The sequence below is a fragment of the Lachnoclostridium sp. An76 genome (assembly GCF_002161355.1).
In the GTDB taxonomy this organism is placed as follows: domain Bacteria; phylum Bacillota; class Clostridia; order Lachnospirales; family Lachnospiraceae; genus Mediterraneibacter; species Mediterraneibacter caccavium.
On record NZ_NFHL01000005.1, the window covers coordinates 205,077 to 222,515 of the forward strand.

General features: G+C 47.5%; 13 protein-coding genes and 3 pseudogenes. 1 reads left to right on the forward strand and 15 read right to left on the reverse strand.

The annotated features are described in order from the left end of the window. Nucleotides 1-4: 4 nt before the first annotated feature. From B5G27_RS10885 to B5G27_RS10930, 10 genes and pseudogenes are all read right to left on the reverse strand, one after another. Nucleotides 5-919: a DMT family transporter gene (locus B5G27_RS10885; protein WP_087178893.1), complete on the reverse strand. Its 915-nt coding sequence runs from the start codon at nt 917-919 to the stop codon at nt 5-7. Continuing rightward, a complete protein-coding gene (aroE, locus tag B5G27_RS10890; protein ID WP_087178894.1) occupies nt 916-1,791 on the reverse strand; it encodes a shikimate dehydrogenase in 876 nt (291 codons plus the stop codon). The genes B5G27_RS10885 and aroE overlap by 4 nt, the downstream gene beginning before the upstream one ends. Nucleotides 1,792-1,945: 154 nt before the next feature. Next, nucleotides 1,946-2,233 carry a phage holin family protein gene (locus tag B5G27_RS10895; protein WP_242958294.1) on the reverse strand — a complete coding sequence of 96 codons (288 nt, stop codon included), beginning with the start codon at nt 2,231-2,233 and terminating at the stop codon, nt 1,946-1,948. Nucleotides 2,234-2,329: 96 nt separating this feature from the next. Beyond that, the gene (gene bsh / locus B5G27_RS10900) at nt 2,330-3,340 is read right to left on the reverse strand and encodes a choloylglycine hydrolase (RefSeq protein ID WP_087178895.1); all 1,011 of its coding nucleotides are present in this window, start codon (nt 3,338-3,340) and stop codon (nt 2,330-2,332) included. 71 nt (nt 3,341-3,411) lie between these two features. After that, nucleotides 3,412-4,308, reverse strand: a complete 897-nt coding sequence (locus tag B5G27_RS16780) for a GrpB family protein (RefSeq protein ID WP_087178896.1) — start codon at nt 4,306-4,308, stop codon at nt 3,412-3,414. 656 nt (nt 4,309-4,964) lie between these two features. Further along, a complete protein-coding gene (locus B5G27_RS10910; protein ID WP_087178074.1) occupies nt 4,965-6,257 on the reverse strand; it encodes an IS110 family transposase in 1,293 nt (430 codons plus the stop codon). A 737-nt stretch (nt 6,258-6,994) separates the two neighbouring features. After that, nucleotides 6,995-7,240: a sigma factor-like helix-turn-helix DNA-binding protein gene (locus tag B5G27_RS16920; RefSeq protein WP_087178897.1), complete on the reverse strand. Its 246-nt coding sequence runs from the start codon at nt 7,238-7,240 to the stop codon at nt 6,995-6,997. Between the two features lie 112 nt (nt 7,241-7,352). Beyond that, nucleotides 7,353-7,517: pseudogene (locus tag B5G27_RS17080) on the reverse strand (phage holin family protein); the annotation flags it as partial. Beyond that, nucleotides 7,500-8,447 (reverse strand): annotated as a pseudogene (locus B5G27_RS16925) (hypothetical protein); the annotation flags it as partial. The pseudogenes B5G27_RS17080 and B5G27_RS16925, both read right to left, overlap by 18 nt. Before the next feature lie 11 nt (nt 8,448-8,458). Further along, the gene (locus tag B5G27_RS10930) at nt 8,459-8,743 is read right to left on the reverse strand and encodes a hypothetical protein (RefSeq protein ID WP_156885080.1); all 285 of its coding nucleotides are present in this window, start codon (nt 8,741-8,743) and stop codon (nt 8,459-8,461) included. A gap of 30 nt (nt 8,744-8,773) precedes the next feature. On the opposite strand from B5G27_RS10930, the pseudogene B5G27_RS10935 reads away from it, so the two are divergent. Beyond that, a pseudogene (locus tag B5G27_RS10935) lies at nt 8,774-9,280 on the forward strand (hypothetical protein); the annotation flags it as partial. On the opposite strand, the gene B5G27_RS15860 reads toward B5G27_RS10935, so the two are convergent. The 5 genes from B5G27_RS15860 to B5G27_RS10955 are packed head-to-tail and all read right to left on the reverse strand — an operon-like array spanning nt 9,262 to nt 17,433. After that, on the reverse strand, nt 9,262-9,441 hold the full coding sequence (locus tag B5G27_RS15860) for a hypothetical protein (RefSeq protein ID WP_143449699.1): 180 nt from the start codon (nt 9,439-9,441) through the stop codon (nt 9,262-9,264). The pseudogene B5G27_RS10935 and the gene B5G27_RS15860 overlap by 19 nt on opposite strands. Nucleotides 9,442-9,452: 11 nt before the next feature. After that, nucleotides 9,453-11,240, reverse strand: coding sequence for a GmrSD restriction endonuclease domain-containing protein (locus tag B5G27_RS10940; protein WP_087178899.1), 1,788 nt, complete (start codon nt 11,238-11,240; stop codon nt 9,453-9,455). 27 nt (nt 11,241-11,267) lie between these two features. Beyond that, nucleotides 11,268-14,408: a type I restriction endonuclease subunit R gene (locus B5G27_RS10945; protein ID WP_087178900.1), complete on the reverse strand. Its 3,141-nt coding sequence runs from the start codon at nt 14,406-14,408 to the stop codon at nt 11,268-11,270. A 44-nt stretch (nt 14,409-14,452) separates the two neighbouring features. Beyond that, the gene (locus B5G27_RS10950) at nt 14,453-15,613 is read right to left on the reverse strand and encodes a restriction endonuclease subunit S (RefSeq protein WP_087178901.1); all 1,161 of its coding nucleotides are present in this window, start codon (nt 15,611-15,613) and stop codon (nt 14,453-14,455) included. Continuing rightward, nucleotides 15,610-17,433, reverse strand: coding sequence for a class I SAM-dependent DNA methyltransferase (locus tag B5G27_RS10955; protein ID WP_087178902.1), 1,824 nt, complete (start codon nt 17,431-17,433; stop codon nt 15,610-15,612). Before B5G27_RS10955 ends, B5G27_RS10950 begins: the two co-directional genes overlap by 4 nt. Between the last annotated feature and the right edge of the window lie 6 nt (nt 17,434-17,439).

Below are 17,439 nucleotides of genomic sequence, written 5' to 3' on the forward strand. Positions count from 1 at the left end.
CCGGTCAGCCGGTCGGAAGGTCATTTGGGGCCGGCTGTTTCCCCGGGATCTGCGCCAGGACCACCGCGGCAAATACAAGCGCGCATCCGAACAGCTCCCGGCCGGACAGGCGTTCTCCCAATATCACCCAGCCGGTGAGCACCGAAAATACAGATTCCAGGCTTAAAAGCAGGGAAGCCACTGTGGGGTCTGTGTTTTTCTGCGCGATGACCTGGAGCGTATACGCTACACCGCAGGAGAGCACTCCCGCATAGGCGAGCGGCATCCACGCCGCCAGTATCTCACCGAACTGCGGCTGCTCCTGCGCCAGCATCGGGACAGCGCACAGGATCCCGCACACAAAGAACTGGAGACAGGACAGCGACACACCGTCCACCTTCGGCGCAAAATGATCGATCACTAAAATATGTACAGAAAAAATGACCGCACATAAGAACACAAGGAAGTCGCCCTTTGATATGGAAAATCCGTCCGTAATACATAGGAAATACATCCCTGCCACGGCAAGCGCCACACCGATCCAGACTTTTATCCCTGCTCTTCTCCCGAAGAAAAGCCCCAGGACAGGCACGATCAATATGTACAGAGCCGTGATAAACCCTGCCTTCCCCGCACTGGTGTACACAAGGCCGATCTGCTGGAGGGAGCTTGCAGCCGCAAGGGCGGTCCCGCAGCAGATGCCGCCGATGACCAGCGTCTTTCTGTCTCCTGCTGCGGCTTTCTCCTCTCCGCTCTTTTCTCTCTGTCTCCGCATGAAAAAGATGACCGGAAGAAGCACAGCCCCTCCCAGGAAGCTGCGGACCGAATTAAATGTAAACGGACCGAGATAGTCCATCCCCACGCTCTGCGCCACAAAGGCGCTGCCCCAGATCAGTGCGGTCAGCGCCAGAAGAATATTGTTGGTCGATCTGCGTTTCATTTGAAAAATTTCTCCATCACTTCCTGAGCCGGCATCTCTTTCCCAGTAAACAGCTCAAACGCCGCTGCGCCCTGCCAGAGGAGCATCCCGATCCCGCCGACTGCCGCGCGGCATCCCGCTTCCTTTGCTTTTTTCAGCAGGAGCGTTTCTTTCGGATTATAGACCACGTCAGCCACCGCCAGATCTTTGTGAAGGAATTCCGCCGGGACCGGCAGCACATCTTCCAGAGGGCTCATGCCCGCACGGGTGGCATTGATGAGGATATCGCTCTCTGCGATCGCTTTCTCCAGAGCCTCCGCGTCATCCAGATCATCAATGTAAACCCTGCCGATACCCGGGACTGCGTTTTCTATTTTTTCTACCGTTTTTTCTCCGTTTACATAGAACTCATCCTTCCGGTTGAAAATCGCGATCTCACTCACCCCGTCCAGCGCAGCCTGGACCGCGATCGCCGTCGCCGCCCCGCCTGTTCCTATGAGGACGATTTTCTTCCCGGCAATGTCGATCCCATGTTCCCTCAAGTTGCGCACAAAGCCTGTCCCGTCCGTGATATGTCCTGTCATCGTGCCGTCCGCCTCAAAGACAACGGTATTGCATGCTCCCACCAGCTCCGCTGCCGGGGAAAGCCTGTCCACGAGCTGCGCCACCGCAGTCTTGCACGGCATGGTCACGTTAAACCCGCCCGCATGGAGGGTCTTCAGCGCATTCACCGCGTCCGCAGTCTTCTCCAGCGGCACATCAAAGGCGAGATATGCCGCATCGATCCCAAGTTTTTCAAAACTATAGTTGTACATGGCCGGGGAGCCGGAATGCCCCACCGGAGAGCCGATAAGTCCGTAAAGCTGTGTATGTCCGCTGATCCTTCTTTCCATTATAATCCTTCCTCTCTGTATCTGAATTCATATAAAAATGCAGTAACAGTATAGCACACTGCCGCCCGGCTCTTCAATCCTTTAAAGCGGCAGATTGTTTTCCCGTAAATTACTATTCTACGAAGAAACGGAACAATTGTCCTGAAACGGCTTTTTATTTTTTCCCGATCTTCCCGATGATCTGTTTCGCATAGACGCTCACTCCTGTCACCACGATTCCCTGCGTGACCGCCGTAAATGCCGCCATCGCCACGTCCTTCGGGCCGCTGCATCCACACACAGCAAATACATACAGAGCGCAGATCAGTATCCCTGCGGAACCTGTGAGGAATACGATGTATCTCTCCTGTATGAGTGCACTTTTTCTCAGCGCCATGTCAAGAAAATAGAGCGCCAGCGCCACGACGATCAGTTCCGGTTTGATATATTCTGTGATCTCCATAATAAGAAACTCCCTTTCCATGCATATAGTATATATATGCACAGACAGGGAGTTCCGTGCGGCCGGAAGCCTCATTGCCTGTGGGACGCCTGCCGGTCAGTTGACTTTTCGGATGGCCTGCCCTGTCTCCATCGGATATGCGGTCAGTGTATCCCCGTCCAGATCTATTCCCCTCATATCTACGGCGGAAATCTGGCTGTTTTCGTATGTTTTATAGTAGTAAATCCCGGTATCTGCATTGACACAGCAGGAATAAGTGGTGATATCATAGTTTCCGTCCTGCGTGATGACCGCGCCTCTTGGCATAGCCACACCGTCCAGTATATGGAAAACCTGAGATACATTTTCTTCTTCGCTCTTTCCACAGACGGAGTTCCATTTCAGGAATGCTGCCTTCACAAACCTGGAGGCAGCGGAAAAATCTCCGGGGAGCCCGATGCCTCCCATCCCCTGGGAACAGGGTTTCAGATCCGGCCCGTCTTCCCCGGCTGCCGCGCCGCCTGTCTCTCCCGGACGGAAGAACTGTGCCCGGGGATATTGGGCCGTAACATTCAGATAATTATTCAGATTCGTCCTGTGGTATTCAAAAGGCGGGTTATTCGTCAAAACGCCGACCGGATCCTCGTAGATATTTATGCCTTCCCTGACCGATTCGATCACAAGGCATCTCTCCCGGTCCGCCAGCATCCAGTGCAGCGGCGCAGGCGGCATGGTTTCGGAAAATGCATCGTCTGTAAGGTTGAGCGTGCCCAGCTTTTCTTCGGCTTCCCCGACAGACGCGCATGTCCCGAGAAGCCATGGGATCAGCTCATACACCGCAGCATTCGCCTTCCCCTCCGCCGCTTTTCCGTAAGATGCGTTCCCCGGGAAATTCAGACCTGCCATGCAAAGACCTTTTTCATTGACAGCCTCCGCATAGAGAGGAAATGACGCCTCTCCTGCCGCCATGCCGATCATGGCATAGTGGCTCGCAAGGGCGCCCTCATACCGAAACCGGAACGGGAACCTGCGCGGCGTGACCGTCACGCATTCCCCGAACGAATACTCCAGATCCATGTTCCTCCCGAAATAGAAATCTCCGTTTTTAAAGGTAATGCTTGTACACATATGACTTCCTCCTTGATCCTTATGCCGCATATAAGGTGCTGATGGGACATTCCTGAATTAATACACAGAAATTACCGCCACCAATCCGGCAGTAACGTCTTCAGCCTTGCGGTCTTTTTTGCCTGATAATCGCACAAAACTTCGATTTCCCCTGCATTTTCATCCATTTGCATCATCAATTCCCGGCAGGATCCGCAGGGCATGACCACATTTCCATCTGCTGAGACAACGGCTATTTTTGTGATCCTGTTTTCTCCGTTTGTGATCATGGAAGCAATTGCATTTCTCTCCGCGCACATGCCGAGAGAACAGGCTGTATCAATACAAACTCCGACATAGATATTCCCTTTTTCTGTGAGGAGGGCAGCTGAGACACTGCCAGCCTCGATCGTTGGGGAAATCGTTCTCTCACACTGCACGTTTCCCGCGGAAATATATAATCTGTCCCATGAACCATCATATTCGGAAAGGGCAAGCGCTTCCATCTCCCGCACAAAATTTTCTTTTCCATCGCAATATCCGTCAATGTCCCAGGGGAACTTCTGCGCAAGAGCCTTTTTCATTTTCGCATACTGGTTCCGCTCTTTTTCATGGGTGCGCATGTAGTCCCGGAACGCGAGATGCCTCCCTATATTCCCCCAGTCGTCTGCCTGGAAGATATGGATCTGATGCGTCCGCTCATCCCCGCCTTTGCGGAGATACCGCCTCCCTGCTATCCCGAACTCCCCGCAATATTCATAACCTGTTTCAGCGAACTTTTCCGCCGCCCCATCCGTCTTTTCAAGGCTCCTGACCACAGCCAAAATATCGATAACAGGCTTTGCCGCCAGGCCCGGTACAGATGTACTTCCTATGTGATAGACCGCGATGCAGTTATCCGCAAGAATATCCCGGATCAGTAAAGATTCTTCCTCAAATTTTTTTCTCCATGACGGATCATAATCTGTCACAATAATATGCTGGCTCATTTTCAAATTTCACCTCTATTTTAGTCTGTCCATTTTCTGTTTGATTCATCACAATAACAATGACTGCTCCAGGCAGATTGATCCATCAAAATCCCATCATTATCCTCCCTATTTAGTCAAGTGTTTTTTCCCTTAAAATCAAGGGATTTCTAAGTTTCTATCTCAGATGAATGAGCCTCGATCATGAGCATTTTTCTGTATCTGGTACGAAAATAGATGGTTATAGGTATACGAAATAAAACGTCTCTATTTTTCCGTTTTACATGGCCTTGTATATACCCATCCATCTATGGCGGCGCACCTCCCGTGTCTACCAGGATCTCTGTACATTTCTGTACTGGTCCTCACTTCCTTCGTTCCGCCTGCCCATAACCAGGGTGTCAGCTTAGCTCCTTGCCTGGGTCTTGCCCTATGGAAAATATTCCTGCCGACTACTAGCTCCTTCTTTGTAATCATAACATTTACTGACTTGCTTCCCGTGACAGCGCTGTTCCCAGCGGACGTTTCCCTCCCACGTTCTGCCTTTTCTTCTGCTTCTCAACAGTTCTTTCAGTCATCCGTTTTCTTCCCGGCGTGGCTGAGGTCAGCAGACAGTTCTCTTTATATCTGACTGCTCACTTCAACCACGTCAGTCTTCCTTCGGTCAGCTTATCTTCTTATGCAGCCTGGACACTCACCGCGGGTCTCCTGATATCTCCCAGCATCTTTTCTCCATCGTAATCTACACCTTTTGTCAGTATGGCATAGAAGACTCGAAGAACTTTACATGCTACCGCTATCACCGACTGCATCTTCTTCAGGGGGTTTTTCTCTCTTGTTTGATAATACCGATGGATCTCCCTGAATTCGCCATTTTTCCCTATTACAGATATCGCTGCTTCATACAGCACATATCTCAGTCTCTTCCGTCCACGGTAACTGATATGGCTTTCCCCCGCATGCTTCCCGGAGCTGTTCTTTACGATCGCATATCCTGCCAGTTTCTGCAGCTGCTTTGGATCATCAAACCTGCTCAGATCGCCGACCTCTGCGATAAATCCGCATACCGTTTTCAGTCCGATCCCTTTGATCTCAAGAAGTTTATCTACATAGGGGACTTCTTTGATCTTTGCTTCTATTTTAGCCATCAGGTCATCCATGCGGCTGCTGTACTTCTCATAGTCCTCCAACAGGTTCCGGATCTCCATACTTGCCGCTTCTGGTGCTTCCTGGCTCCCAACGCTGTGCTCCGCTGCCGATAACAGGGTCTTTGCCCTCTTCATCCCGGCGCCCCTCAGCTTTGCGTTCCGCCAGATCTGATTGATTCCTTCTGCTCCCAGTTCTTTTATCTGCACCGGAAGCGGAGCCTCCTTAAGCACCATCATCCCGCTTACTGCATCCAGTTTCCCATAAACGTCTTTATATTCAGGAAAATAGATGCTGATCCATCGTGCGATCCGGTTCCGGATCCTTGTAATCTCTTCCTGTGTCTGAAAGCGCAGATTGGAAAGGCTTCGGATTTCTGCGTAAACCCCTGTTGGAATATAGGGATAGGAAAAGCGTCCTTCATTTACCAATGCAGCGATAGTCTTTGGATCTTTACGGTCATTCTTGTCGGGATTATTGTCGTCCATCTCCTTCGATTTTTTTACATGGTGCGGATTCACATGAACCGGTCTCATTCCGCTGTCCTGCAGGAACTTCCCAAGATTGAACCAGTAATGTCCTGTTGGTTCCATTCCGGGGATTACAGCAGTTTTACCGGCTTTCTCCTTGATATCCTCAACCCATGCCATGAATGTCAGGAATCCGGCTTCATCATTACTGAACGCCAACGGTGTATCAGAAAATTCATAATTACGCCAGTCGAATGCCCTTACGTAATGAGTTTCACTTCCGACATCAATCCCAAGGACTAAAGTTTCTTCCGTAATAGATGCAATTTTTGCGTTTTGTGTGTTATACTTCATTTCAGATACCTCTCTGTTTTATAAGATTTTACTAACCGCTCAAAGTCAGCAAATCTTATTTTACTCTGAGGTATCTTTTTTTCTCAACCACCTTTCATGGGATTCCCTATATTTGAATTATACAGGAAGCTCCTTGATATGTTCTTCCAGATTATCCGTCTTATCTATCAACAGTTTTATTGCACGCCAACTAATTTTTGCACCACCTTGCGATTGCCCTATAGGCAATGCCTACCGTCAGATTTTCCTTGAACATTACCGCCGGATATGCTATATTGTGAATAGAAAAGGGAAACCGTAAGCGGCTTACCCTCGAACAATTTAAGCTAAATGTTTTTCAACATCAGCCGTCAACTATTCGCAGTAGTTGGCGGCTATTTCTTTCCCCTGAAAATCTGATAACACAGACTGACAAGGGCGACAATGAAAAGCAACAACTGGAATAAATCCGAATATGTAACATTCATTGGCATCGCCCTCCTTTCTTTCGTCTGGAGGGTTCGCCCCTCCGAAAAGATCAGAGGGTAAGCCGCCCAGCTTCGGTTTCCCTGTCCATATACTACCATAAGCGCAGACAGCACACAATATCTATTTCAGTATCACCAGAAACCCCTGCGCTTCCCCGATCAGGTACGTCAAAGGCCGCGTTTCGCTACCCCTGCGCCGGCGCTTTGCCCTGTGAGCCCGCCTGATCGCCTTTCCTGCCGTTGGGTCGTGATACCCTTCATGGTTCTTCATCAAATATATCCCAACTCCTTTTCTGCCCACCTGAAGGTTTCCTGCTCCACTTCACTCGTCCATGTCTCATTGAACCGCCGCACTCCTACGTGATGGATTGGAGCAGCTGAGAGGTATTCCTCAAAGTACGCCCGGAACTTCCGGCATCTGTGAGGCTGCCGCAGAATCCGAAACGCCTTGCTTTCAAGCTGCCGCACCCTCTCCCGGTTCACACCCAGCGCCTGCCCTGTCTTCTCCAGTGTCAGCCGGTCCGCATCCTATACGTCACCTTTCAAAAACACCCCAGGCGGAAAGGAGAAGAACGCCCAGGGTGCTTTTATCAAATTATTGGTTATGTCTCTTCTTATGATGCCGCCTTGTTCTGAGCACACCGGCTTCTCCGAAAATGTGCGTATCCAGCAGATGCCCGATTCCTACCAGCGCAAAGATCAGAACCTTCCTGCAGATCCCCTTGAAGCCTACGGCGCTCGACAGTTTCTTATCTGCCACCGCGCACATGACCCCTGTGATGTAATCCAGCACATCCAGTGCCGGATTCCCGATAGTATCTGAATCAAACGGCACATAGTTCACGACAGCCAGATCATTCAGGATATTCTCACAGAGCTGCCGCCTGGTCTCTTCCAGACCAAACTGTAGCAAAGGATTCACTCCCAGATTCATGGTCAGCCCGTCATCCGGATCCAGAGCGTAATATTCCGCAATCTGTGTCCGAAGGTTTGTAGAGCTGACCGCTGTATATCTCGTGATGAAGTCCGAAAAGCTGGAAGTGAACCGATGCTTTCTCTCCACCGTCAGCACCGGCGTATTCCCATACTTCCGAAGTTCCAGTTCCCCGGCTCTGTTGATCACGAAAAAACCGCCAAGCACCTGTCCCACATAGAACAGTACATCGCGGTAAGTCTCAATATCATTATCAGAATAGATGGACAGATTCTCCGTTCCATTCGGCATCGCCTCAATCGTTGTCCTGTCCTGAGCCAGCGTCACCTCACAAGCCGTGCTGCAGAGCACCATGAAATCATAAGCGTTACCGATGGATTCCAGAGAAGTAAAAGCCTTCTCAAACCGCACCATGTAATCATAGGCTTTGATCTCCAGGCACTTCGCTTTCCTGTTCGCCTCCGACACCTCAAAGATTCCCATAGGGATTCTCTCATAGGAACCGGCAGCCACCTGCAGATGATAGAAAAGTTCCACCTTCGCATCTTCCAGCGTATACCGGTTGATCTCGGAAAAAAGCGATATCCCCATCTCCGCAGCATACACCGTTCCCAGTTCGATCTCTGTGGAACCGCAGCACTGGCTTGTGATATACCCGCTTCCCTTGACCATATCTTCCTGATCAAACTCATAAACCGTTCCGGCAGTCGTAGTGATCCTGCCCGTCCAGTAATATTTTCTTGTATTCGCCTTCACTGCATCAAGGAAGGCATTGCTCACTGGATACATAGCCGCCCTCCTCAAAACTCTTTCAGCGTGAAGGACACCTCCCACAAGCTCCCATAGCTTGTATCACTGACCAGCTTCACCTGATACCCGTCAATATACATCTGCGTGTTCACGATGTTCATGGTCTCCATGTCCAGGTATCCGACCGTAATACTGGCCAACTTCTTATATGCCGAAAACTTATTCAGCCACTTTTTCGATACCCGGAAAGTCACGCCGATCTGAACCACACCTTCTCTTACAACATCTCTCTGTGTGGTTCCCGCTTCCGTCACGCCGCCGCTGTCTGCCTCCACATCTGATAAACTCACAGAATAAGAGGCAGGCATCTCGATCAGGAGATCAACGACAGAGGTATCGCCCTGGATATGGATGTGGTGGAGAACGCCATCACCTTTGATGAACGCTCAAAGGCTGCCCTCTCCGAAACAATGCAGGATATCACCGGCGTAGAGAACCCGAACAGTGTGATGCAGATGAAAGCCTGGCTCTCTGAAAACGGTGTGGAAGCAGAATCACTCGGAAAGAAGGATGTGGCAAAGCTGATCAATGATACCGGCGGTCAGGTGGAAGAGGCCCTCCGACTCCGCCTGCAGCTGGCAAAATCCTCCGTGAAGAAATACCAGGCCATGCAGAATGCTGTCTGCAAAGACGGCAGAGCCCACGGTATGTTTCAGTTCTATGGAGCCAACCGCTCCGGCAGGTGGGCAGGCAGGCTGATACAGTTGCAGAACCTTCCGCAGAACCACATGTCGGATCTCGCAGAGGCCAGAGCTATTGTAAAAGCCGGTGATTATGATACCCTGCAGCTGCTCTATGATGATATAGCCGATTGAAGACTTCTCGTTTGTAATCCAGCCTGTGTTGCGGTCCCCTCTGATGAAGCATCACGAATAACCGAGGAAGCCACTTCATCCCCGGCAGAAAAATCGACAAGATCATCAAAGACGATGTCTTCTCCTATTCGTTTTGCGCCATCAAACATATCACTCATAAATCGATCCTTTACTCTGCATTCTTCCTTAATTGCTCGAATGCTTCCTTAATCCTTGCAGCCATCAACTTTCTTCTCTCTACAAGGAAATCTTCATACTTCATTTTCTCCCATCCGTGCGGAAGCGCATTTTCTTTCTCCATCTGAAGTATCTCTTCCTCTGAGCGACCGGCGCACACAATCGGATAGTAGATTGACGGTGCATCATCCAGAATATCCATGTTATCTTTCCAATCTATGAAGGCATAATTCGCCATCTGGTTTATCATGGAATCTTTATACCCCTGAGAACGCAGGTATGCCTTTGGGAAAAGATGATGCTTTTCCAGAGATTTTCTGTTCCCGTCCGTGCCCGGCTCAAACAACTTTGATACCAACAGGCTGCTCTTTGAGAACAGGATCTTTGCATTCATAATATTCAGAGAGGCGACATATGCATTCCATGCATTGTTTCCTCTACCAGATACGGCCAGACCCTCAGATCCAAGCAGCGTAATATCAAAGTAATCATTGGTAAGTCTTTCATTTACTCTGGAAAGAATAAAACGCTTATACTCATCCAGAGTCTTCAGTTCCTTTATGCTGTTCAAGTGACTTTCCACTGTAGACTCGAACGATCCGGTATACAGCGAAATCAATGAAGCATAGAAGAACCACAATGACGTAAGATGCATATTGTCGTTGTATGACGCATCGAAGCGGTGCTTCGCTATCAGATACAGGGCATATGTATAGTAGATTGCATTTCCGGAAAGAATCATATCGCCCGATAAGTATCCAGCATTCATTATTGCTTTCAAGAACTCATGCCATGTATGGACATCCAGAACGTCCGGAAGCTTTGCCTTTAATGTATCGAATCTTTCAATGCGGAGATCCTCATCTACGGCACCCTTCTTATCAAAGTCTGCACCACGAAGCAACTTGTATCCATATTTCAGACGGGCTCTGTCAAAAGCATACGCAATAACCACTCGAACAATGTCCTGTGGATTCACAACTGTAAGCTGGTTGTAGGACGTCGTCTTTCCCTTTGCAGGTGCGGTGGATTCCTTGCTGAAAGCTTCGATCTCTCTCCGGCCTTCATCCCAATACAGCGAAAGCAAGGTTAAAATGAAGTCATTCTGCTTCAGCGGTACTCCACCAGAATTCACTCGTACAAATATTTCTGAAACATCTTCCTCTTCCGCATTCGACTTAATACTGAAAATCGGGAGTGTATGTGATTTGAGGTTGAACACACCATTAATATGATCGGCAATCACCGCCTGCTCATCATCCGTCAGTGTTCCTTCCTTCGATTCACGATAATTCTTAAGCGCTTGGATAAAATCTCCGGTATACTTAAAAGCATTGCTGGTTGTAAACAGCTCACTTATGTTGTATATCCACTCCGGATCTCTTTTAGTCGCATTGGTACCAACCTCAAACTTATTCTCCAGCGGGCAATAAGAAATGATGATTGCCTTTTCATCAAACTTTGAATTAATGACCTTCTTACCCTTTATTACTGCATAAAGAGATGTCAAGCGCTGCTGGCCATCAATAATAACTTCCTTAGGAGAGTCATAACTGTGAGCATCTACGCCAATGGATTTTTTCTTTTCAAGTGTCGGGCATTCCCAGAGCATTAAGTATCCTATCGGATACCCGCGCATCATTGAATCAAAAAGATCACGAACCTTTGTATCCTTCCAAATAAAAGGCCTCTGAAGCTCCGGGAGCCCCAGTTCTCCTGTATCAATCTTTTCGATCAGCTGATTCACCGTCAGCGTTGTGTTACTAAAAATCTCCGGCATTGATATAGCCCTCCTAACAGTTATTGATTACGCCGCCTGCTTATAGTGCGTATAAATATGTTCGTATATAGCCTTCCGGTATGCTTCCAGCCGATCAAACATACTGTCCGGAATCTCTTCATAAAGCACATTTCTGATCAGAACATCAACTGCTGCCCTGGTCTCCTGCTTATCTGTCCAGTGATCCATACCGGCGATTCTCTCTTTTATTTTCTGAAGCAGGTCTTTGGACATCTTCTTGATCTTATCTATATCGCTCTTCGACAGATTCTCTGAGAAAAGCAGGTCATAAATCGACAGCTCCTCATCACTGGAGAACCCTTCACGGGCATATCTCTGCTCTTCCTCTGACATACTCTTTGCCAGATCCATCAGCTCCATAAAGGTCTTCTCTATGGTTGTCCGATCCTGCTCCGCATTATAGGTTTCGATGATTCCCATATAGCGGACATAATAATCAACGCGTGAAGGATTCACCGCCATCATCTTTGATAAGCGCTCCTGAACCAGATCATTTAGGTCTTTAATCATCAGATTCTTTCTCTTCACCTTTGCGAACTCTGCTGCCAGCAGATCAAAATCAATCTGACTTATATCAAAGCGGCGGGATTCCACCAGGCCTTCGCCCTCCTGATGCTCGATCTCCACATTTTCATTGATGATGTGGTTGATTTCCACCATCAGATCTGTCGTATCAATATGTTTGCGCTTCTTCTGCATCTCCCGGAAAATAGCGCAGATAGCATCCGTCTGATCACGGACATCCTGAGTAACATCATTACGATCAAGATACTTAACAAGTCTGCTGATCTCATTCGCGTATGTATCAAATGATTTCTTAGTATCCGGATCAGAGCACATTGCTTCTGCCCCATCCTTAAGCAAAGCCATTTTCTTAAAATTCTCAGCCTTGATCAGCGCATCCAGGTCAAAATCATGCCCTGCCAGCAGTTGCTTTGCATCTGCGGCAGCTCTTATGATTTGCTGAATCAGTTCTTCTTTATTGACGGTCGGATCGATTGCGTTCCGCCCGTTCTTATTTGCTGTATAATCATTCAGCGCCTTCTTCAAGGCTCCGACAATACCTATATAATCGATGATGAGACCGTTGCTCTTGCCGGCTGCGACACGGTTTGCTCTGGCGATTGTCTGCATCAATGTATGTGCCTTCAGAGGCTTATCCAGATAAAGACAAGACAATGACTTAACATCAAAACCGGTCAGCCACATCGCACAAACGAAAACAACACGGAAATTGCTGTCGGAATCCTTGAATTCCTTATCAAGTTCCCGCTTCTCCATTTTTGTCCTATGCGGCAGAATATCCAGATCCCACTTCTTAAAGGTCTGGATCTCATTCTGCTCCTGACTTATGACCACACACATTTCGGTGTCTTTCATCCATTTCAGCTTCCTGGACAGTTCCATCTGCTCCTGATCAGAAACGGTACTTGCAATCTTCTGTTCAAGTGCTTTGATTTCCTCCTGCCAGTATTCCTGTACGAAGTTGTACATACGGACACACGTGACCTTATTCAGGCAGACGAACATAGCCTTTCCTGTAGTCCACAGATCACTGTAATGCCCGACAAAATCCTTTGCGATTGCCCGCAGACGTGGCTCTGCTGTCAGAAGATGTACTTCCTTCTCAAATTCGTGCATTACCTTTTCAGCCTGATCCGGATTCAGATCGGCTTCTTCAATGGCATCCAGAATCTTATCCGTGATGTCCGGATTCTTGATCTCCTTTATCTTATCGCCACGGTTTTCGTAATAAAGCGGAACCGTAGCCTTATCTTCTACAGCGCGCTTAAAGTCGTATACGGAAATATAGCCACCGAATGTCCTGGCCGTAATCTCATTGGAGGATAACAGCGGTGTTCCGGTAAATCCGATGCGAGATGCTGTAGGAAGCAGCTTTTCAATATTATCAGCGAATACTCCATACTGGCTACGGTGGGCCTCATCCGAAATGATGAGGATATCATGATCGGGATAGATCGGCGGCTCATCCGGCTTATTAAACTTCTGGATCAGTGTGAATATAAAGCTCGGATTGCCCTTCAGTTTATTAACAAGATCCGTTCCGCTTGTCGCCATAAATTTCTTGCCTTCTGTCTTACCAAGAAGACCGCAAGCCTCAAAGGTACCGCAGATCTGCTTGTTCAGCTCATCACGGTCTGTCAATACAACAATCGTCGGAGATCCAGGGAATTTCCTGCGGATCTTCTGTGAAAGGAACAGCATAGAATAGCTCTTGCCCGATCCCTGCGTGTGCCAGAAAACGCCCAGCTTACCTTCACGAAGCTGGCGTTCTCCATATGCCTTCACTGCTTCATTTACTCCCAGATACTGATGGTTCCTTGCCAGAATCTTTACAGTCTTTCCATCGGAATGATCATAAAGAATAAAGTTCTCATACAGATCAAGGAAATTCTCCTTCTTGCAAATACCACGGAGCATGGTTTCCAGCGCCACGCTACCTTCATCGTCCTCGGACAGACGCTTCCACTCATGAAAGAATTCATATTTGCTGCCTAGTGTTCCAACCTTCGCCTCCATACCGTTGGAAAGCATAAGGAAGGCGTTATAATAGAACAGAAACGGGATGGTATCTTGGTAATCTGTGTAGTTATCTGTATAAGCATTCTCCACATCAACATCATTCCGCTTCAGTTCTATGAACAAAAGCGGCAGGCCATTTACAAAGCCAACGATATCTGTCCGTCTACGGTAAAGATCTCCGTGAATCTTCAGTTCCTTAACAGCAAGGAAATGATTATTATCAGGATCATTAAAGTCGATTACAATGGCCTTCTTTTCTTCTGTCTTTCCGTTTGGCTTTTTAACTGTTACAGGAATACCATCACGGATCATGAAATACTTCTCTTCGTTGATCTGAAGCAATGATGCTGACGATAGGTATGACGAAAGCGTTTGCCTTGCCTCTGTGATCTGTGCATCCGTAATCCACGGATTCAGTTTTTTCAGAGCCTGGTTAAAATATCTCCACAGAATAATTTCATGATAATCCTTCCTGCCAAGAGTACCGTTCTCCCCCAACACTTCCTGATTATAGGCAAAGACGACATCCCACCCCAGCTCATCATGCATAAGAGCTGCCGCGCTGTCCTGGACTAAAACATTTTCGGAGTATTCATATTTCATAAGGGATGCCCTCCTTGTAATCGTTTCTGAGGATTATACTGACCTCACAGTTCTATTTCACCTGACATCAGCTTTGGGAGCAGACGATCTCTGGCTTCAGTTGCACTTGAAATCTCATCGCGCAAAACCTGTATTCTTTTAAACAAGTCACCTGCATACTCATCAAATTGTTTAGCTATATCAATTATCGGCACCAGTAATGATTCTGCTTTCAAATATTTAAAATGTCTGGCATAGTGATAATTTGATAAGTCAATATTTACAAGTCCACAATAAAGTAGCGATTGCGGCATATTCTTATTTGCGCTAACAATGAGTTGAGTTCCATCTGCCCCTTTGGCAAATGGGAACTGAATATACTTTAGAATTCTGGTATGGTCGCCGAATACTATAACTGGTTCTCCTAGATCAACCAATGCAGTCTCATCGTCTGTATATCCCGCGATAAATGTCTTGCTTTGATCTATGATCGGTATTTTGCCCGACTTATGGTAGTTGGCAGTCATTATTTGCGTAGTTCGTGGGACCTTACCAATAAGTTTTCCCACTTCTTCAATTCTCCAACCAGCAGGAATACCATCAAGGATCTCTGTATTCTCGTGTCCTGGAAAACGAAGATCCACAAACCATTCCTTATAAAGTCTCTGTGCCGCTTCCTCCAGTAATTTGATCTGCTTTTGATTGTTCAAAATCAATGCATCATACGCTGATAGAATTCCCGCAATTTTCTTTTGCTCACCAATCTCTGGAAGCTTCACTTCGAGACTCAGAAGATCTTCATTCTTCAGGCTCGCTCGTGTTGTCATTGTTGAGAAGGCTTGAAACTCACCCCTGAAGCTTGGCATCCGCATATAGTATCCAATATACTCCGGAAGTACTCTGTCAGTGATCGGTCTCATCCTTTTTGTGAAACCGTTATAAGTGGCGTTTGGATAATCCTTTAGCGCAACACAACTCATTCCTAATTCATCGGATGTTTCACTTGTCCTTGTAACGAATACGTCTCCACGCAGGATGGAATAGCTCTCACGCTCTTTTTCTGTGGATTGCACGAAATCAGTTAATTCTTCCGGCAGAAAATAGTTATTGAACACAGTTGAAAACGTAAGAAATGGATATCCGCTGCCAAAAAACTTACCGCCTTTTGACAGTCCGTTATGGACCTCATAAAGGTCCCCAAGCTTTACACTTTCCCAATTCTTCATAATCCCATCTCCTTCATGTTCTGTGAGATGGTATCCATCAGCTGATTGCTTTCTTCCTGAAGTTTCAACAATTCTTCATGGATTTCACCCATACGCTCATGGAAATCAACACCGTCATCCTCGATTGGAGCAACACCAACATATGCTCCCGGAGTCAAGGACCAGCTTTTTTCTTCAATTTCAGTCTGAGTAGAAATCTTGCAGAATCCCGGAACATCCTGATACTCTCCATCACCGAATTTGCTGTAAAGCCATACGGCCTCTTTGGCTATCGTGAGCTGTTCTTCCTGTTCGGCAATCTTCTCATCAAACTCAGCCTGGATCCTTTTCTTGTCCTTCTTGGCAGCAGAGTCCGCATCGGCCTTAGCCTCACTTCTCAGTTCTTTAATATGATCCTCCTGAGCATGAAGGATCTCCTCAAAATCACCTTCTCCAAGAACAGAATGGTATTCCTCAATAAGCTGCCGATACTTGTCAGTTTCTCCACGATACAGCCACACAATGGCATTCATGTTTTTCAGCTGCCAGTCGCTCCATTCATTGAGGGTACGATCTACAACCGTGAAATAATTCCTGGCATCGATAAACAGCACCTTGTCTTTAAGGTCTTCTGCCTTTCCCTTGTCGAAAAACCACAGACTGCAAGGCAGGCTCTTTGTGTAGAAGAAATTATTACCAACGCTGATCATGACATCCACATGACCGGTCTTGACCAGTTGTTCTCTGATATCCTTATCTTTTCCCTGACTGTCTGTTGCTGAAGAAGCCATGACAAAACCGGCTCTTCCGGTCTCGTTTAGATAAGCATAGAAATAAGAGATCCACAAATAGTTTGCGTTGCCGATCTCATTTGCCTTGTTCACGCCCGGCAACCCGAACGGTAATCTTCCAGCATTCTGGGCAGCTTCTGCTTTTACCTTGTCCACGTTGAAGGGGGGATTTGCCATCACGTAATCACAGCAACCCACAAGATTATGAGCATCATTATAGAAGGTGTTCGCTTCATTTCCAGACTTGATAACACCGGTCAGCCCATGAACAGCCATATTCATAAGGCAGAGCTGAGCATTGTACTCTACTTTCTCCTGCCCATAGAACGTCATAGCCTTATTAGCAGACATTCCCTTACTATTGACGAAATCGCCGGATTGCACGAACATACCACCGCTGCCGCAAGCAATATCCGCCAGCACACCGGAAGTCGGTTCCAAAATATTAACAATCATTTTTACCAGTGACTTCGGTGTGAAGAATACGCCGTCATCAGATGCCACTGCCGGAGCAAACTTACTGAGGAAATATTCATAGATGCGTCCGATGACATCGCCGCCCACATCATCAAGAGCATTATTGTTAAAGATACGCAGCAACTCTGCCAACAGATCATCAGCAAAATTGGTATATTCTTTCGGAAGAACGCCGGCCAACTGTTCAGACTGAGCCTCAACCAGCTCCATCGCATGGTTCACGACCTCTCCCAGACTGTTCATCTGCTGCCCGTTTTCAGCAACGATATTCGCTGCCTTGATATCTTCCGGCAAATTTACAAGGTATGAATACTGTGCTTCTTTCGGAAGATATAGAGCGCTCTTCTCCGCGAAGTCGGAGGCTTCTACAGGCATTACGCGACCATTCCTGACAGGTCTGTCCTTCAGGATCTCTTCCTCCACCTTCTTAAATCTGCTATATGCATATCTAAGGAACAGCAAACCCAGTACCGGCATACAGTACTGCTGAGAAGTGAGCTTAGATCCCTGACGTAATAGATCCGCAGCTTCCCAAAGGTCTGCCTCCAATTTTTTTATGCTCTTGTTGTCCATTATCTT